This window comes from Burkholderia sp. BCC0405, from assembly GCF_902833075.1.
Classification (GTDB): Bacteria; Pseudomonadota; Gammaproteobacteria; order Burkholderiales; family Burkholderiaceae; genus Burkholderia.
Map to the genome: position 1 here is coordinate 229266 of NZ_CADFEO010000012.1, position 17570 is coordinate 246835.

Below are 17570 nucleotides of genomic sequence, written 5' to 3' on the forward strand. Positions count from 1 at the left end.
GGCGCGCGATCGGGATGCGCCGGGTCAGGGCGCGGTGAAACGAAACGTGCGGCGACCTGCGGACTCATCGAACGAACAGAATCGGCAGGTGAAACTGGCTTCCTTGAATGTCGGGTAGGCGTTCACGAACTCGTCGCGCGCAACGTCGACGCCAATCGGCTGCGGGATTATTTTGTAATGTACCGAGGCATACGAAAGCGATCTTCTCGTGACTTGATCGTCCGTCACGAAGTCTCCCAGGAACACGACCGCCCCGGGCGCGACCGAAAACGGCTCGGCGAAAGACGACAGCGCGTCGAACTTTTTCTCGATGCGCTTCATGTGGGTTCCCCATTCGTATGCGCTCCAGCCCGTCAACGTGTAGTTGCCGGGAGGCACCTTGATCATGTTGATCTGCGGCGGCGTGTCCGGCCCGTCAAAGACTCTTTCGATGGGAAACCCGCTGTTGATCTGCAACGCATACGTCGCGTCAGTCGCCGTGTTTTTCAGATGAAGCACGTATCCGTACGCGGACCTCGTTCTGGCCGCACTCGACACGTAACCGGATTGCTGGTCCCGGGTTGCGTCGTGACGCTCGATCGGGCTCGGGAGGACGCATCCATTCAGCAGGGCGGCCAAGGCGACGGCCGACATCGTTCGTTTTATTTTCATGGCGTGTGATTGTTAGATGGGGGGTCTTTCAATCGCGGCATTCCGATCGACTCGATCGAGCTGTTGCATCGACCGGTTGAATCCGCCGTGCAGTGCGGACGTTCGCTGCGACGCCGCTCCCGCGCGATCGCGTGCAGGATATGTCAAGCGCGCCGGTCAGTCACCTGCCGGCGCGCTCGTGACCGACGTCGCCCTGCCTGCCGGTCGCCCCCTCGGCATGAAGCACGATCGCCCGAACCCGTCCCGCGCGTTCACTGCGCCGATCGACGCGCGCGTCACAGCGATGTTGCCGGGCAACCGCCATGGCCGCGCGCGCATGACGCATGACTCGTGCGTTACATGTGCCACTTCACCGTGGCGGTCAGCGTGCGCGGATCGCCGGGCATGTTGTACAGGTCCGCGTTGCCGTGCGCGGCGATGAAGTAGCGGCGATCGAACAGGTTGTCGAGCGTGAGCGTCACGTCGACCTTCTTGCTGCGATACCCGGCCCCCAGGTTGAACACCGTGAACGACGGCAGCGTGACGAGGTCGCTCGCCGACGTGTAGCGCGCCGACTGAAACTGCATGCCGGCCGCCGCGTAGAAACCGTACGGCAGCTCGCGCTTGAGCCACAGGTTCGCGCTGTGACGCGGCATCAGCCCCGGCGTGTTGCTCGATACCGCGACGCCCGCCGCCGTCGATTGCGCGGAGCCGTCGACCGTGCCGTTCAGGTACGCGTAGCCCGCATACACCGACCACTTCGGCGCGATCTCGCCGGTAAAGCCCAGCTCCATCCCGTGCACGTGCTGCGTGCCGATCGGCAGCGCATAGCCGGGATTCGCCGGGTCGCCGATCTGCTGGTTGGTCTGGCGCATGTCGAACAGCGCAACGCTGGCCGTCGCCTTGCCGCCGAGATCGAAACGCGAGCCGACTTCATACGCGGTGGTCTTCTGCGGCGCGAGCGCGGCGCCGTTCGCGAACGCGCCGGCGCTGATCAGCGTGTCGGCCAGCGGCGAGAACGACTGGCTGAACGAGCCGTACAGCGTCAGCCAGTCGAGCGGCTCGTAGATCAGGCCGACGCGCGGGCTCCACGCGCGATCGGTGCGGTCGAGGTTGACGTTCGACGACGTGTAGTCGTGGCGGATCTGGTTCAGGTAGTCGAAGCGCAGCCCCGCGAGCACCTTCCAGTGTTCGGTCAGCGAAATCAGGTCCTGCGCGTAGACCCCCGCGAGCCCGACGACGGTCGACGCGTTCGTCTTCGCCCGCGCGCCGGCCGGCACGCCGGGCAGGATCACCGCCTGCGGATCGAACAGATCGTAGGTCGCCACCTTCGACACGCTGTAGATCGTGTCGAACTTCTGCTGCTGCGACAGTTCGAGCCCGTACAGCAGCTCGTGGCGCATGCCGAACAGCGAGGTCTTCTGCGTGAGCTCGAACATCCCGTCGATGCCGTGGTCGGTGCGCTGGCGCGTCGACTGGTCGAGCGTCACGACCGGGTGCGCGGCGGTCTTGATCGGCTCGTACGTCACGTAGTTCTTGCGTTCGAGCGAGAAGTCGTACGCGCGGATCGCGCCATGGAACGACAGCGAATCGCTGAAGCGATGGTCGAGCGACACCGTCGCGCTCTTCGCGGAGACGTCGTTGTACGAGCTGTTCGCCGCGTCGGCCGAGCCGTAGTACGTGTTGATCGGCACATCGACCGGGCGGCCGAGATACGCGGGCAGCCCCTGGTCAGACGTACGGCGGTCGTGCAGGTAGTCGAATTCGACGTTCAGCACCGTGTCGCTGTCGAGCTTGAACTGCGCGGACGGCGCGATCGCCTGGCGGTTGAGCTGGAACTGGTCGCGGAAGCTGTTCGAGTTCTCGGCCGCGCCGGTGATCCGGAAACGCGCCGCATCGTTCGCGTTCCAGCCGAGGTCGAATTCGCCGCGCCGCTCGCCGCGCGTGCCGAGCGTCACGCCGACGTCGTTGACCGGCGTCGCCAGCGGCCGCTTCAACACGCGGTTCACGATGCCGCCTGCCGAGCCGCGCCCGTACAGCACGGCCGCCGGCCCCTTCAGCACTTCGACGCGGTCGACGTTCGACAGGTCGCGATAGTAGAGCGCATCGTCGCGGATGCCGTCGACGTACTGGTCCGTGATGCTGTTGAAGCCGCGGATCGTGATCTGGTCGCGCTGGCCATCGCCGACCGAGAAGCCGACGCCCGGCACGTTGCGCAGCGCATCCTGCATCGACGTCGCGTTCTGGTCCTCGATCACCGCGTGCGGCACGACGTTCACCGTCTGCGGCACGTCCATCAGCGACATGTCGGTCTTGGTCGCCGCCCGCGAGCGGCCGCCGTCGTATGACGCATGCTCGGCGGTTGCATTGACGGAGATCGCGGGCAGGGTCGCGGCGGCGTCGCTTGCCTGCGCGAAGGAGGTGCGTGCGCCGGCCAGCGACGTGGCGATCAGCAGCGCATGGCACGCGCTCTTGTTGAGTTTCATCGTTGAAGTAGAGGCTGAGGGAAAACGGCGAACGAAAACGCATCCGGCCAACGCGCGAACCACGCAGTGAATCGGCTGGCGAAATCCTTTCCGTGAACAGGAAACGGCGCGCGGGGGATCGCCTCGTCGCGCTGGCGGGCCGGTGGACGACCGGCGCGAATGGCTGCCGGCCGGCAAGCCCGGCACGAAACAAGCCGTGACGTTCCGTCACGGCTTGTAACGGAGCGAAATATTAAACGAGAATGATTCGTATTTTTAGTTAATTTTTAACCTGTCGCCTGTCCACAACGGGCATACGCATGGCGCTCTGCATTCCTGACGAATGCCTTTCTATTTCGCGCTTCAATATGGCTTATTTGTAATTAAAACGAAAGAATCGCATCGGCCGCATCAGGCGATGAAGGGCCAGGCAAAAGGCGGGATTCGGGGGGAGGACGACGACGGGACTGGAGAGGATCACGAAGCATCCGCCGAAGCAGGCGGAACGCATGCGAAGTCCGGTGCGCGCCGGACCGGGCAACCCCGATCCGGCGCTCCGGGCAGCCGACCTCGCATCGGCAGCGCGGCGGACCTTCTACTGTTCTTCACTACGTGTGCTCTCAGGTTCGCTTCATGTTTTTCTTCGTCGCGCCGGGAAATTATCCGCGCAATCCGGCCCAAGGGAAACGTTTGCGAGTGTGGTTGGCGCGTTATACCAGGCATTCGGCAACAGTCTTTCTGAATGCTTACGATGCACACGGCACGGTTCGGCAAATCTTGCGTTCACGCCGGCGTTCCTTTTTAATGGAACTGGTTCCAATCATTGATTCGGCCATGCCCACGCGTGACGCGTCGTCGTTCGCGCGTCATGATGCCGATTCAGGATCGAGGATCGCTCAGCTCAGGATTCGCATCGCCCGTCCTTCCCGGACACCCCGTCAAACGAGACCGTCATGCCCGATTCCGCCTCCCTGCAGCAATTGTTTCCCGCCTTTCAGGACATCCCCGCCGAGTACCGGCTCGCTTCGCCGATTCACCAGCGCGTGTCGCTCGTCGACGGCGAGTTACGGCCGTGGGACGGCGCGACCAAGACCGTGCTGTCGCCGGTGTGCGTGCGACAGGCGGACGGCGGCGTCGAGCAGGTCGAGATCGGCAGCTACCCGGTGATGGGCGAAACGGAAAGCGACGCGGCGCTCGACGCCGCGGTGCGCGCCTACGATGCGGGCCGCGGCGAGTGGCCGACGATGAAGGTCGAGCAGCGCATCGCGTGCATGCAGGATTTCATCAAGCGGATGGTCGCGCAGCGCGAGCGGGTGGTGAACCTGATCATGTGGGAGATCGGCAAGAGCCTCGCCGATTCGCAGAAGGAGTTCGACCGCACCGTCACGTACATGACGCAGACGATCGACGCGCTGAAGGAACTCGACAACGCGAATTCGCGCTTCGTGATCGCCGAAGGCACGATCGGCCAGATCCGCCGCACGCCGCTAGGCGTCGTGCTGTGCATGGGCCCGTACAACTATCCGCTGAACGAGACCTTCGCGACGCTGATCCCCGCGCTGCTGATGGGCAACACCGTGGTGTTCAAGCCGCCCCAGTACGGCACGCTGCTGTTCGAGCCGCTGCTCGACGCGTTCCGCGACGCGTTCCCGAAGGGCGTGATCAACACGATCTATGCGCCGGGCGCGGTGGTCGTGCCGCACATGCTCGCGTCGGGCAAGATCAACGTGCTCGCGCTGATCGGGTCGAGCAAGGTGGCCGACCACCTGAAGAAGCAGCACCCGAAGTCGCACCGGCTGCGCGCGATCCTCGGCCTCGACGCGAAGAACGCGGCGATCGTGCTGCCCGACGCCGATCTCGACCTCACCGTGAAGGAATGCCTGCTCGGCGCGCTGTCGTTCAACGGCCAGCGTTGCACCGCGCTGAAGATGCTGCTCGTGCACCGCTCGATCGTCGATGAATTCCTGAAGCGCTTCACCGCCGCGCTCGAACAGCTGAAGATCGGCATGCCGTGGGAGAAAGGCGTCAGCATCACGCCGCTGCCCGGCATGCATCGCACGGCCTACATGACGGACGCGATCGACGACGCGAAGGCCAAGGGTGCGCAGGTCGTCAACCATTCGGGCGGCGAGTTCAGCAAGACGCTGTTCTATCCGGCCGTCGTGTATCCGGTGTCGGAAGGGATGAAGCTGTACCGCGAGGAACAGTTCGGGCCAATCATTCCGGTCGCGCCGTTCGACGATGTCGACACCGCGCTCGACTACGTGACGACGTCGGATCACGGCCAGCAGGTCAGCATCTTCGGTTCCGATCCGGCGCAGATCGGCGCGCTCGTCGATCCGCTCGTGAACCAGGTGTGCCGCGTGAACATCAACTGCCAGTGCCAGCGCGGGCCCGACGTGTTCCCGTTCGCGGGGCGCAAGGATTCGGCGGAAGGCACGCTGTCGGTGAGCGACGCGCTGCGCGCGTTCTCGATCCGCTCGATGGTCGCGGCGAAGCAGACCGAAGGCAGCAAGCAGCTGCTCGATTCGATCGTGTCGGATCACTACTCGAAGTTCATCAATACGGGCTTCATTTTCTGAAGCCGTCCCGATGGAGCCCGCCGCCGCGCGTCGGCGCGGTGGCGGGTTGCCGCGAGCCGCGCGGTCATGCGTTCGACACCAGCAGCCTGATCCCCGCCACGCCGAACACCACCGCCAGGCACGCTTCCATCGCGCGCCGGCCGCGCACGTACAGCCGGCGCGCACCGTCCATCGAGAACACGAGCGCATAACCGCCGAACACCAGGCACCCGATCGCGAGGCAGCCCGGCACGACGGCGCCGTGCGACGCGCCCGCGCCGTTCGATGACAGCGCGACGATCGACACCCACACGAGGATCGCTTTCGGATTGGTCAGGTGCAGCATCGCGCCACGCACATAGAAGCGCGACAGCCGCTGCTCGCCCGCCGCGTTCAGCGACGCCGCCCTCTTGCCCGACAGCGCCGTGCGCCCCGACTTGAACGCGAGCCACAGCAGATACATCCCGCCAAAGAGCTTGATCGCGACCAGCAGCTTCGACCACGCGAGCAGCGCGGCCGACACGCCGAGCGCCGCCACCGTCGCCCAGAGCATCGACCCGGAAATGACGCCGAGCGCGAACGCGAGCGCCGCCTTGCGGCCCTGGTTCGCGGCGACCGACATGATCGCGAGATTGCTTGGCCCGGGGCTGGCCGTACCGATGAAATAGGCCGTGTAGGCCAGCAGCAGATTGGCCGAGAAGAAGGTATGGACGCTCATGTCGAACCTCGCAGGGATGATCGGGGGATTGTTGGCAAACGCGCGCCGTCTGCCCATGGACAATTGGCCTTCAATTCGCTGGGCCAGTTGGACGGGGCGCGCAACCGGATTGCCGCACGCGAATCCGTCTCGGTTTTGAAACACCCGTCGCATCGCGGGCGGTTTTTGCCGACCATGGCGGGCATCCAGTCCCACCGCTTCCGGCGGGCCGGACGCCTGGCAGGTGCGGGTGGCGCACGCGCACAGGCCCGTTTCGTCAGACAGGCGGGGAACGCGCCGCGCAATTTACCCCCGCGTTACGTTACATCCGTGAAGCATTTCGCCTTGGCGAGCCGCTCCGCGCACCCGATATGCGTCGCGCCGCGCAGGTAGACGGCCGCCTCGATCCCCTCCGCCACCCAGTACCGGCGGGACTCGCCGCCCTCCTCGCATCGCGGCTCAACAATACTCAACAATCGTCTCGCGGCGCTGGTACGAAACCTGCATTCCGTTCGGGTGACAACCGCGCCGTTCATCGCGCGGACACGAACCCACCGTCGGGCGCATCCACCGGACACGCCCGAACGACCCGAGCAAGTTACGAGGCCCTTCATGGATGCGCTGCCCAATTCGTCCGACACGTCGTTCCAGCTCTTTCTCGCGAAGCTGCTCGAACAGCCGTTGCCCGACTGGACCGAAAAACAGCAGATGGAACTCGAGATGGCACGCTCGCTGTCCACCGAAATGGTTCACCTCGCCGAGGACATGCGCGGCCGCACGCCCGATCTCGCGCGCTGCCTCGTGCTGCTCCGCTACGCGAAGGTGCTCGACTTCATGCTGACGTCGCTCGCCGCGCACCGCGACATTCATCCGCAGACGCTGCGCACGCTGTTCCGGCTCGCGAACCTGAAAGTCGACGATGCGTATCCGGCCTGAGCCGGCGCAATGCATCGGCTGCCGCGGGCGTCACGCACGACCGCGGCGGCCCCTCCCGATTCGCGGCGCGCGCATGCCCGACGACCTCGCCGCATGATCTCCAGGCACCGGAAATCCCGACTGGCCGGCGCACTCGGCGTGTTCGTGAATCGCGACGGCCGCAAGGCGCAGAAGCATCTCGACCCGAACGAGCGCCGCCACGATCACGACGTCGAGCGGACGATGCGGCGCGTGTCGCCGGCCGACCTGTCCGATCTGCTGGCCGGCGGCGAATCGTGCGGTACCGAATAGCCGCAGCGGGCGCCCCATCGGCTTCCGGCCGCACGCGAGGCTGATACCGCGAATCAGCGTGCCAGCCGGCTCCCCCGCGCAAACGGAGGTACAATCGCGCGCCATGAACGCACTTCGCCACTTCCTGCACCGGCCAGGCGCCGCGCGACAGCTTCTGTGGGGGGTCCTCCTCGTGACGCTGCTGTCCCGCGCGCTGATGTCGGGCGCCGTGATGCTCGATCCGGACGGTCCGGATGCGGGCTCGGTGGTGCTGTGTTCGGGCCGCGGCCCGCTGATCGTCAACGTGGCGGCGCTCGCCGCCCGTTTCGATGCCGGCGCGCCGATCACACCGGCCAACGATGCGCAGGCGCTCGCCGATGCGCTCAAGCATGACGCGCATGCCGACCAGACAGCGTCGTCCGGCAGCGGCGACAGCCTGTGCGCATTCGGCGCCGCGCTGTTCACGGCGCTGGCGTCGTTCGTGCTGCGGGTGCTGCTGTTTCCCGCCGTCGCGCCGCGGCGCTTCCGGATTCGCTTCGACCGTATTCCCGTCGTGCGATCGATCTTCGACGATCGCCCTCCCTCCCGCGCACCTCCGCTGTTCTGCTGACGGTTCCGCCCAGCGGCTCGTGCACGCCGACGTGCGCGGGCCTGCATGCCGTTCGTCTCACACGACCCGATTCAAAGCGTTCCCCCGCATGCCCGCGTCGCGCGGGCGCGCCGTCATGCGCCCCTTCCGCGCATGGCGCCGCGCCGCCCGTTCCGTCGATGCGCGCTGGCGGGTGCAACGCGCGTTGACGTCCGCCGGCTCGCGCCGGCGTGGCCGCTCAACGAACACAAGGAGCTGACACCATGTCGACCACTGTCGAGCGAGCCCTCTCGCCCGCCCAATCCGCCCACGCCGGCTACCGGACGCTCTGGCGCTGGCACTTCTATGCCGGCCTGTTCGTCATGCCATTCCTGGTGGTCCTCGCGATCACCGGCACGCTCTACTGCTTCCAGCCGCAGATCGAGCCGCTGCTGTATCCGCACCGGCTCGTCGTCGAGCCGCGCGCCACACCGCGGCTCGATGCCGATGCGCTGCTCGCGAACGCGCGCGCCGCGATGCCGGCCGGCGCGACGCCGGTGTCCGTCCAGGTCTCGACCGCACCGGACCGCAGCGCCGAATACGTGTTCCGGCTGCGCGACGGCAGCCGCGAGAGCGTGTATGTGAACCCGTACGACGGCAGCGTGCTCGGCACGCTGAGCGTCGAGAACCGCTTCATGCAGATCGACCGGATGCTGCATCGCAAGCTGCTGCTCGGCAAGACCGGCGAGTTGCTGATGGAGCTCGCCGCGTGCTGGACCTTCGTGATGATCGGCACCGGCATCGCGCTGTGGTGGCCGCGAGGCGCGGCGCGCGTCGGGCAGGCGCTGCGTCCCGACCTGTCGCTGCGCGGCCGGCCGCTGTGGAAAAACCTCCACGCGACGGCCGGCATCTGGCTCGCAGCCGGCACGGTGGCGTTCATCCTGACGGGGCTGCCGTGGTCGGGCTCGTGGGGCAAGAACTTCAAGGCGCTGGCCGCGACCGTGAACCTCGGCGCGCCGGAAGGCGCATGGGGCGGCGGGTCGGTGCGCTCGACGCGCCCGGGTGCTGCCGCGGCGCCCGCGCCTGCCCAGGCCGCTGCGCCGTCGGGCCATCACCACGCATCCGGCGATTCGATGCCGGGAATGGTGATGGACGACCTGCCGTTGCCGCAAACGCCGTGGGCGGTCGGCAACGTGCCCGTGCCGCATTCGCCGTCGGCGCCGACGCCGGCACCGCTGCCGCTGGACCGCGCGATCGCGATCGTCGCGGGCCTCGGCGTGACGAGCGGCTACACGCTCGCGCTGCCGTCCGGCGCGGACGGCGTGTTCACCGCGTCGTACTTCCCGGCCGACCCGAAGGCCGAGCGCACGATCTACATCGACCAGTACAGCGGGGCCATGCTGAAGGACATCCGCTATGACGACTACGGCGCGGTATCGCGGGCCGTATCGTACGGCACGTCGCTGCACATGGGCCGCTACTTCGGGCTCGCGAACCAGATCCTCTGCGCGGTCCTGTCGCTCGGACTGGCCGCGATGGCCGTCACCGGTACCGTGATGTGGTGGAAACGCCGCCCGGCCGGCAAGTTGGGCGCGCCGTCGCGCGAACGCGGCACGCCGCCGATGCGCGGCTGGGTCGCGGGGCTCGTGCTGCTCGGCATCGTCTTTCCGCTGATGGGCGCGACGATCGTCGCGGTCTGGTTGATCGACCGTCTGCTGTTCGGCCGTGCGGCACGCGCAGCCGCCTGAACCGTCGCGCGCCGGCACACGCCGCGCGCCGACACGGCAAGCCCGGGCCACGGCGTGGCTCGGGCTGCTCGCGCTCGTGCTCGCGCTGGTCGCGCCGCTGATCTCGCAACTGCGCGCCGCCGCATCCGATGACGGCTTGCCGGCCGCGCCGATCTGCTCGGCAACCGGCAACGCGCTCGTGGCGCACGCGCAACCGCATGCTCCGTCGCATTCGTCGTCGAATCGGCATGTCGACCGCTGCGGCTATTGCGGCCTGCTCGCCGGCCATCCGCCGCTGCAGTACGCGGTGTTCCTGCCCGCCTCCCCGGCCGTGCGGCATGCGCCGCCCGCGCCACTGATCCTCTCCGCTCGCCACCCGTCGAAGCCCTACGCGCTCGCCGCGCGCGGGCCACCGTCCGCCCGCGCCTGACGCGCTTCTCGAACGAGCCGACGCACGACCGTGCCGACGTCGTTCACACCGATTGCCTGCCACCCCGATGCCCGATACCGAGCCCGCGCACGAGCGCGCGCAGCGCGACGGCCTCGGTGTGTGCCGTCTCCGTTCCGCATTCACGATAACCCTACACACAACGACATGTTTCCCTTGACCCGTATTGCCGTCGCGCTGTCCGGCGCGATCGCCGTTCTGTTCGCCTCGAGCGCATGCGCACAAAGCGCCGCCGCACCGGCCGAAGCGTCGGCCGCTTCGACGCTGCCCGCCATCAACGTCAACGCGCCCCGCGCGGAGAATTCGCTGACGTCGAAATCGACCGACGACCTGAAACGCACGCTCGGCCAGACGGTCGGCTCGGTCGGTTTCGTCGACGCCGACAGCTACCGGAACACCTACGCATTCACGCTGCGCGACGTGCTGAAGGACGTGCCCGGCGTGTTCGTCGAAAACCGCTACGGGCAGGAGTTGCGGCTGTCGATTCGCGGCTCGGGGATCGCCCGCGCCTACCACACGCGCGGCCTCGAGATCCTGCAGGACGGCATCCCGACCAACCTCGCGGACGGCAGCGGCGACTACTACCAGATCGATCCGCTCGCGCTGCAGGCGGTGCAGGTCTACAAGGGCGGCAACGGCCTCGCGTACGGGGCGTCGACACTCGGCGGCGCGATCGACTTCATCACGCCCACCGCCCACACCGCCGACGCGCCGAACATCGTGCGCGTGGAAGGCGGCAGCTACGGCACGGTGCGCACCAGCGCGCAGATCTCGCGCGTGCTCGGCCCGCTCGACTTCCTCGCGAACTTCAGCGTCAATCACGCGGACGGCTATCGCGATCATTCGAAGGGGCAATACGAGCAGTTCAACGCGAACGTCGGCTACCGGTTCAGCCCGACGGTCGAGACGCGCTTCTACGTCGGCGTGTACGTGGTCGACCAGTTGCTGCCCGGCACGCTGTCGCTGTCCGACGCGCTGAACAATCCGACCAAGGCCGCGCCGAACGCGGTGTCGGGCGACCAGGCGCGCAACACGCGCACCGAGCGGATCGCGAACCGCACGACGGTGAAGCTCGATTCGGGCGAACTGCAGTTCGACACGTGGGCGATCCACAAGAGCCTCTATCACCCGATCTTCCAGGCGCTCGACCAGGACGGCTGGACCTACGGCTTCGCCCCGCGCTACACGGGGCGCCTCACGCTCGGCGGGATGCGCAACGACCTGATCGTCGGTGCGCGCTTCTTCGGCGGCCGCACACAGGCGAACCAGTACGTGAACGTCAACGGCGACAAGGGCGCGCAGACGCTCGACTCGACGCAGACGGCGTTCAACTACGAGGCGTACGTCGAGAACCGGCTGTTCTTCGTGCCGACCGTCGCGCTGATGACCGGCGTGAAGGCGCTGCATTCGGTGCGCGAATACATCGATTACGGCGGCCTGCCGGGCGATGCGAACTACAAGTCGACGAACGCGAGCTACAGCGGCGTCAATCCGAAGCTCGGGCTGCTGTGGCAGCCGGATGCGAACACCCAGGCCTACGTCGACATCACGCGCAGCCAGGACGTGCCCGACTTCATCGACCTCACGCAGACCTTCTCGAACACGACGCGCTTCACGCCGCTCGCGGCGCAGCACGCGTGGACGATCGAGTTCGGCACGCGCGGCTCGCGCGAGCGCGTGAGCTGGGACGTGACCGCCTACCGCTCGCTCGTGCGCGACCAGTTGCTGCAGTACACGACGAACCCGGATGTCCCGGCGTCGACGTTCAACGCGAACAGGACGGTGCTGCAAGGGATCGAGGCCGGCGCGTCGGTCGAGTTGCTGCGTAACGTCACCGGTCGCGGCGCGGGCGACAAGGTCACGCTGTCGGGCATCTGGAACCTAAACGATTTCCGCTTCAAGAACGACCCGCAGTACGGCAACAACCGGATCGCGGGCGTGCCGTTGAACGTGCTGCGCGCGACGCTGGGTTACGCGCGCCCGAGCGGCTTCCACATCGCGGCGACCCTCGACTGGGTGCCGTCGGGCGCATGGGCCGACGATGCGAACACGCTGCGCGTGCCGAGCTACACGCTGCTCGGGCTGCAGGCCGGTTACGACTTCCGCAACGGGCTGTCGCTGTTCGTCGACGCACGCAACCTGACCAACAAGCGCTACGTGAGCGACATCAGCACGGTCGCGAATGCGCGCACCGCGAACACCGCGATCTTCTATCCGGGTGAAGGACGCAGCGTGTTCGCCGGCATGCGCTACGCGTTCTGATGCGCCGCCGCCCGCAGCCGTGCTCATTGCAAAGATTCAAAGGAAACCGAAACATGAAGTTCAGATTGATGCTGCCCGCCGCCTTGCTCGCCGCCTTCTCGCCCGCCGGGCAGGCACAGGAAAGCGACGTCAAGCACACCGGCGCCACGCTTGCGCCGATCCGCGTCAACGCACAGAAGGCGACGCCGCTCACGCAGCCGCTCGACACCGGCAGCCGCCTCGGCTTGACTTCGCTCGAAACGCCCGCGAGCGTCGAGCAGATCGATCGCACGACGCTCGACACCCGCGGCGACGCGTCGATCGTCGACGCGGTGAGCCGCGCCGCCGGCATCAGCGCGTCGCCGCATCCCGGCAACGGCGGCTCGGAGCTCGGCGCGCGCGGCTTCGTCGGCGCGTCGTCGGTCACGCAGCTCTATGACGGCGTGCGCCCGTACGGCGCGATCGGCATCACGTTTCCGTTCGACACGTGGTCGGTCGACCATATCGACGTGTTGCGCGGCCCGGCATCGGTGATCTACGGCGAAGGCGCGATCGGCGGTGTCGTCAACATCGTGCCGAAGAAGCCGACGCGCGGCGCGATCCAGAACGAGTTGCAGGTCGGCGGCGGCACCGAGGGCACGGCGCGAGTCGCGTTCGGCAGCGGCGGCGCGATCAACGACAAGCTGTCGTACCGCTTCGACATCAGCGGCAACCGCTCGTCGAACTGGGTCGACCGCGGCGATTCGCGCAACCTGTCGATCTCCGGTGCGCTGCGCTACGACGTGACGTCCGACCTGTACGTGACGGCATCGTATGCGCAGGGCTTCCAGCATCCGATGCAGTATTTCGGCGTGCCGCTCGTGAACGGCGCGCTCGATCGCGCGCTCGGCAAGAAGAACTACAACGTCGGCGACAGCGACATCGCGTTCCGCGACAGCTGGGCGACGGTGTCGGCGAACTGGCAGCCGAGCGACAGCCTGAACGTGACGAGCACGCTGTACCGGATGAAGAGCAACCGCCACTGGAAGGATGCCGAGTACTACACGTACCTGCCGTCGACCGCGCAAGTGCGGCGCAGCAGCTTCACGGAGATCTTCCACGACCAGGAGCAGTACGGCAACGTGACGGCGGCCACCGTGACCACCGCGCTGCTCGGCATGCGCAACACGTTCTCGACGGGCTTCGAGTTCAATCACACGACGTTCCAGCACGACAACAACTCGCCGTATTCGGGCACGTCGACGGTCGATCCGTTCAACTTCGATCCGGGCAGTTTCATCAACACGGCCGGCACCTATCCGAAGTACCGCAGCCAGGCGAACCAGTACGCGCTGTTCGCCGAGAACCGGCTGGAAATCACGCCGCGCTGGTCGGTGATCGGCGGGCTGCGCTACGACCACGCGAGCGTGAACCGCGACGATCTCGTGAACGGCGCCGCGTTCACGAAGGTGTTCGCGAACACGGGCTGGCGCATCGGCACCGTGTACGACGTGCAGCCCGGCCTCGCCGTGTACGGCCAGTATTCGGTCGCGGCCGACCCGATCAGCTCGCTGCTGTCGCTGAATGCGTCGAAGGCGAACTTCACGCTCGCGACCGGCCGGCAGGTCGAGATCGGCGTGAAGCAGTCGCTCCTCGGCGGCAAGGCGGAATGGACGCTCGCCGCGTACCGGATCGTGAAGAACAATCTCCTGACGGCCGATCCGCTGAACCCGAACCAGTCGATCCAGGTCGGCCAGCAATCGTCGCGCGGGCTCGAGGCGACGGTCGGCGCGGAGATCGCGAAGGACTGGCGCGTCGACGCGAACGTGTCGATCCTGCGCGCGAAATACGACGACTTCCAGCAGACGTCCGGCGGCGCGACCGTCTCGCGCGCGGGCAACGTGCCGGTGTCGGTGCCGCAGCGGCTCGCGAACCTGTGGGTGAGCTGGCGCTTCGCGCCGGACTGGACGGGCATCGCGGGCGTCAAGTACGTCGGCAAGCGCTTCGCCGATACCGCGAACCAGCTCGTGATGCCGTCGTACACCACCGTCGACCTCGGCCTCGCGTGGAAGCCGCGCAAGGACACGACGATCACCGCACGAGCGTACAACGTGTTCAACCGCCGCTTCGTGCAGTCCGCGTACTACAACGAGACGCAGTACCTGCTCGGCAACGACCGGCGGCTCGAAGTGGTGGCGAACTACCGGTTCTGATTAATGCAGTAATCAGGCTCGATATTTCAGAAAGCAATCCGAAAGAATCGAGCCTTGAAACGACCCGCCGTACGGCGGGCCGATCAGCGGGGGGCCGTCGATTCAGCCCCGCGCGCGCTCGTCACGCACGCGTGCCGGCCGCGCGCCCCGCCATCCACTTCCGGTAGCGCCGCGTCTGGCACTGCACGGCCAGTTGCTGCCCGACCAGCGCGCGCAGCGGCGACACCCGCGGGTGGGTGCGCCGCCCCACGCTCAGCCGCGCGAGCTGGAACTTGACGACGGCCATGTTGGCCAGCGCGCCCAGCGCCTTGTTCTTCCACCGAATCGGTTCCAGCGCCGGCGCGCTGTCCTTGCCGGCCCGCCAGTCGCGCGGCAGGTTCGGTTCGATCGACAGCGCGGTCGCGATGCCGACCATCGCCACGCCGCTGTCGACCACCTGCTCGGCCACCACGCGGCGCCGGATGCCGCCCGTGACCATCAGCGGCATCCGCGCGACGGCCGTGATGTCGCGTGCGAATTCGAGGAAATACGCTTCACGGGCCAGCGTGCGCCCGTCGCGCGCCTCGCCCTGCATCGCCGGCACTTCATAGCTGCCGCCCGACAGTTCGACGAGATCGACGCCAAGCGGATTCAGCAGTTCGACCACGCGCTTCGCATCGTCCGCGCTGAAGCCGCCGCGCTGGAAATCGGCCGAGTTCAGCTTGACCGCGACCGCGAATTCCGGCGACACCGTCGCGCGCACGTCCCGCACGATATCGAGCAGCAGGCGTGCGCGATTCTCGACGCTGCCGCCCCACTGATCCTGCCGGCGGTTCGTCAGCGGCGACAGGAACTGGCTCAGCAGATAGCCGTGCGCCGCGTGAATCTCCACGCCGGTGAAGCCGCTTTGCTCCGCGAGTTGCGCGGCGCGCACGAAGCGCCGCTGCACGTCGGCGATATCGGCCTGGGTCATCTCCTTCGGCACCGGGAACTGCTTCGACAGCGCACCGAGCGCGAGCGGCACGGCCGACGGCGCGAGCGTCGTCTGGCCGAGCGCCGCCTGCATCTGGCGCCCCGGATGATTGATCTGCATCCATACCTGTGCGCCGCCCGAGCGCGCCACCTGCGCCCATCGGCGGAAGCGGTCGAGATGCGCGTCGCTCTCGAGCACGACGCCGTTCGGCCCCGTCATCGCGCGGCCGTCCACCATCACGTTGCCGGTCAGGATCAGGCCGACCTGGCCATCGGCCCAGGCCTGGTACAGGCGCAGCAACGCGTCGGACGGTGCGTGATTCGCATCGGCCATGTTCTCTTCCATCGCGGCCTTGGCCAGACGGTTCGGAATCACCGCCCCGTTGGGCAGTGTCAGCGGTGTAAACAGGTTCATGGAGGGCACCCTCGATTGACGATGCCCAACGATAACTTTAAAGTCAACTTTAAGGTCAAGCCCTTTTGGAGCGCAGCATGAAAATCGGCGAACTGGCGCGGGCCAGCGGTATCGCGGCATCGCGCATCCGCTTCTACGAAGCGAGCGGCCTGCTCGAACCGGCCCGTCGGCAGGCCAACGGCTATCGGGAATACGGGTCGGAAGCGTTGACGCGTCTCGCGATCATCGACCGTGCGCAGCGCGCGGGCTTTGCGCTCGACGAAATCCGCGCGGTGTTGCCGCCCGATCTCGGCGCGTGGCCGCGCGACGAACTGCTGGCCGCGCTACGGCACAAGGTCGACGAAATCGTGCTGCTCGAACAGCGTCTCGCGCAGAACCGGCAGCATCTGGCGGTATTGATCGACGAAATCGAGAACAAGCCGGACGGCGAGGATTGCGCGGAAACCGCGCAACGGATGCTCGACCGGCTGTGCGCGCAGGCCGACGAACCGCCCGTGTCCGCGCCCGCGCCCGTTCCGCGGCCAGCGCGCAAGCGCGCATGACTGGTTACACTGCGTCACCTGAAAAACAGCCAATCCGCGCTGCGGCGAGACGAGCCGACGCGCGTGCGCCGGCTTGCGCGGCGCGACTTCAAGACCCGATCCGCATGACGATCCCCCGCATCAGAGAATTCCTCGTCGCCGCACTGCTGACGTTCGGCATCGGCAGCGCCTGCGCCGCGACGTGCGGCGATACACCTGCGTCGTCCGCGTGCGCCGACACCCCCGACCTTCCAGCCGACATCGTCGCGCAGCTTCCCGCCGGCTACGCCGCGCTGGATGCCGCGTCGGGGCGCCTGACCGACAGCGCCCGCATCGGCTATGTCGTCGTCGCGCATCGGCCCGACGACTCGATGCGCCACGCATCACCGCGCCCGCTGATGATCTTCGTGCCAGACAAGGACGGGCACTATCGGCTCGCGGCGCGCAACGACACCGTGATCATGAAAGCCGACGAAGGCGGGATGGGCGACCCGTATCTCGATGGCGTCGCCGAGAACGCGCTCACGATCGAACCGCGCACCTTCACGATCGAACAGGGCGTATTCGCGGGGCCGAGCCACTGGCGCGACCGCGTGACGTTTCGCTACGACGCCGCGCATCGCACCTGGGTGTTCCATCGCGAAGTCATGCGGAACTGGCGGCCCAACGACGACCCGAACGGCGATGCGCTGAAGGCCGACCCGGTGCGCGTCACGCGCGCCAATGCGGCGAAAGCCGTCACGTTCGAAGCGTGGCGGCCGAGTGACTGGTGCGAGTCGGCCGAACGGCACGACACCGATCCGGCGTGCGGCAAGCCGCATTGACGGCGACGCGGCTGAACGGCTGCACCGGCTGACGATGCGGGCGGGCAAGCGATACGCACGGGTGCTGCCGTGCCGCGCGAGCGGTGTCTCTGCCGGCACGCGCGTGCGCCGTTCCGCAGCCGTG

At 67.2% G+C, this 17570-nt stretch carries 14 protein-coding genes; 10 read left to right on the forward strand and 4 right to left on the reverse strand.

Going from position 1 to position 17570, the window contains the following annotated elements:
- Nucleotides 1–24: 24 nt before the first annotated feature.
- Together HWX36_RS21525 and HWX36_RS21530 are read right to left on the reverse strand one after the other, a co-directional pair.
- Entirely contained in the window at nt 25–651 is a 627-nt protein-coding gene (locus HWX36_RS21525; protein WP_175954514.1) for a hypothetical protein, read from the reverse strand.
- Nucleotides 652–986: 335 nt separating this feature from the next.
- Nucleotides 987–3116, reverse strand: a complete 2130-nt coding sequence (locus HWX36_RS21530; RefSeq protein ID WP_175954515.1) for a TonB-dependent siderophore receptor — start codon at nt 3114–3116, stop codon at nt 987–989.
- Between the two features lie 932 nt (nt 3117–4048).
- Between HWX36_RS21530 and HWX36_RS21535 the strand changes: the two genes are divergently transcribed.
- A complete protein-coding gene (locus HWX36_RS21535; protein WP_175954517.1) occupies nt 4049–5677 on the forward strand; it encodes an NADP-dependent glyceraldehyde-3-phosphate dehydrogenase in 1629 nt (542 codons plus the stop codon).
- A gap of 64 nt (nt 5678–5741) precedes the next feature.
- Here HWX36_RS21535 and HWX36_RS21540 read toward each other — a convergent pair whose 3' ends face one another.
- Nucleotides 5742–6374 (reverse strand): LysE family translocator, encoded by a 633-nt coding sequence (locus HWX36_RS21540; RefSeq protein WP_175954519.1) that lies wholly within the window; start codon nt 6372–6374, stop codon nt 5742–5744.
- A gap of 591 nt (nt 6375–6965) precedes the next feature.
- On the opposite strand from HWX36_RS21540, the gene HWX36_RS21545 reads away from it, so the two are divergent.
- The 7 genes from HWX36_RS21545 to HWX36_RS21575 all read left to right on the forward strand — a co-directional run bounded on the left by HWX36_RS21545 (nt 6966) and on the right by HWX36_RS21575 (nt 14735).
- Complete coding sequence (locus HWX36_RS21545; protein ID WP_021162626.1) at nt 6966–7289, forward strand: hypothetical protein; 324 nt, start codon at nt 6966–6968, stop codon at nt 7287–7289.
- Nucleotides 7290–7382: 93 nt separating this feature from the next.
- Entirely contained in the window at nt 7383–7580 is a 198-nt protein-coding gene (locus tag HWX36_RS21550; protein ID WP_175954521.1) for a hypothetical protein, read from the forward strand.
- Between the two features lie 103 nt (nt 7581–7683).
- On the forward strand, nt 7684–8169 hold the full coding sequence (locus HWX36_RS21555; RefSeq protein ID WP_175954523.1) for a hypothetical protein: 486 nt from the start codon (nt 7684–7686) through the stop codon (nt 8167–8169).
- Nucleotides 8170–8411: 242 nt separating this feature from the next.
- Complete coding sequence (locus tag HWX36_RS21560) at nt 8412–9875, forward strand: PepSY domain-containing protein (protein ID WP_175954525.1); 1464 nt, start codon at nt 8412–8414, stop codon at nt 9873–9875.
- A complete protein-coding gene (locus HWX36_RS21565) occupies nt 9853–10284 on the forward strand; it encodes a DUF2946 family protein (protein ID WP_175954526.1) in 432 nt (143 codons plus the stop codon). Before HWX36_RS21560 ends, HWX36_RS21565 begins: the two co-directional genes overlap by 23 nt.
- 165 nt (nt 10285–10449) lie before the next feature.
- Nucleotides 10450–12564 carry a TonB-dependent receptor gene (locus tag HWX36_RS21570; RefSeq protein ID WP_175954528.1) on the forward strand — a complete coding sequence of 705 codons (2115 nt, stop codon included), beginning with the start codon at nt 10450–10452 and terminating at the stop codon, nt 12562–12564.
- 53 nt (nt 12565–12617) lie between these two features.
- Nucleotides 12618–14735 carry a TonB-dependent receptor gene (locus HWX36_RS21575; RefSeq protein ID WP_175954530.1) on the forward strand — a complete coding sequence of 706 codons (2118 nt, stop codon included), beginning with the start codon at nt 12618–12620 and terminating at the stop codon, nt 14733–14735.
- Between the two features lie 121 nt (nt 14736–14856).
- Here the strand turns inward: HWX36_RS21575 and HWX36_RS21580 are convergent, their stop codons facing one another.
- Complete coding sequence (locus HWX36_RS21580) at nt 14857–16101, reverse strand: NADH:flavin oxidoreductase/NADH oxidase family protein (RefSeq protein WP_175954532.1); 1245 nt, start codon at nt 16099–16101, stop codon at nt 14857–14859.
- A gap of 77 nt (nt 16102–16178) precedes the next feature.
- Between HWX36_RS21580 and HWX36_RS21585 the strand changes: the two genes are divergently transcribed.
- Nucleotides 16179–16643: a MerR family transcriptional regulator gene (locus HWX36_RS21585; protein ID WP_175954534.1), complete on the forward strand. Its 465-nt coding sequence runs from the start codon at nt 16179–16181 to the stop codon at nt 16641–16643.
- A 104-nt stretch (nt 16644–16747) separates the two neighbouring features.
- Nucleotides 16748–17446: a hypothetical protein gene (locus tag HWX36_RS21590; RefSeq protein WP_175954536.1), complete on the forward strand. Its 699-nt coding sequence runs from the start codon at nt 16748–16750 to the stop codon at nt 17444–17446.
- Nucleotides 17447–17570: the final 124 nt, after the last annotated feature.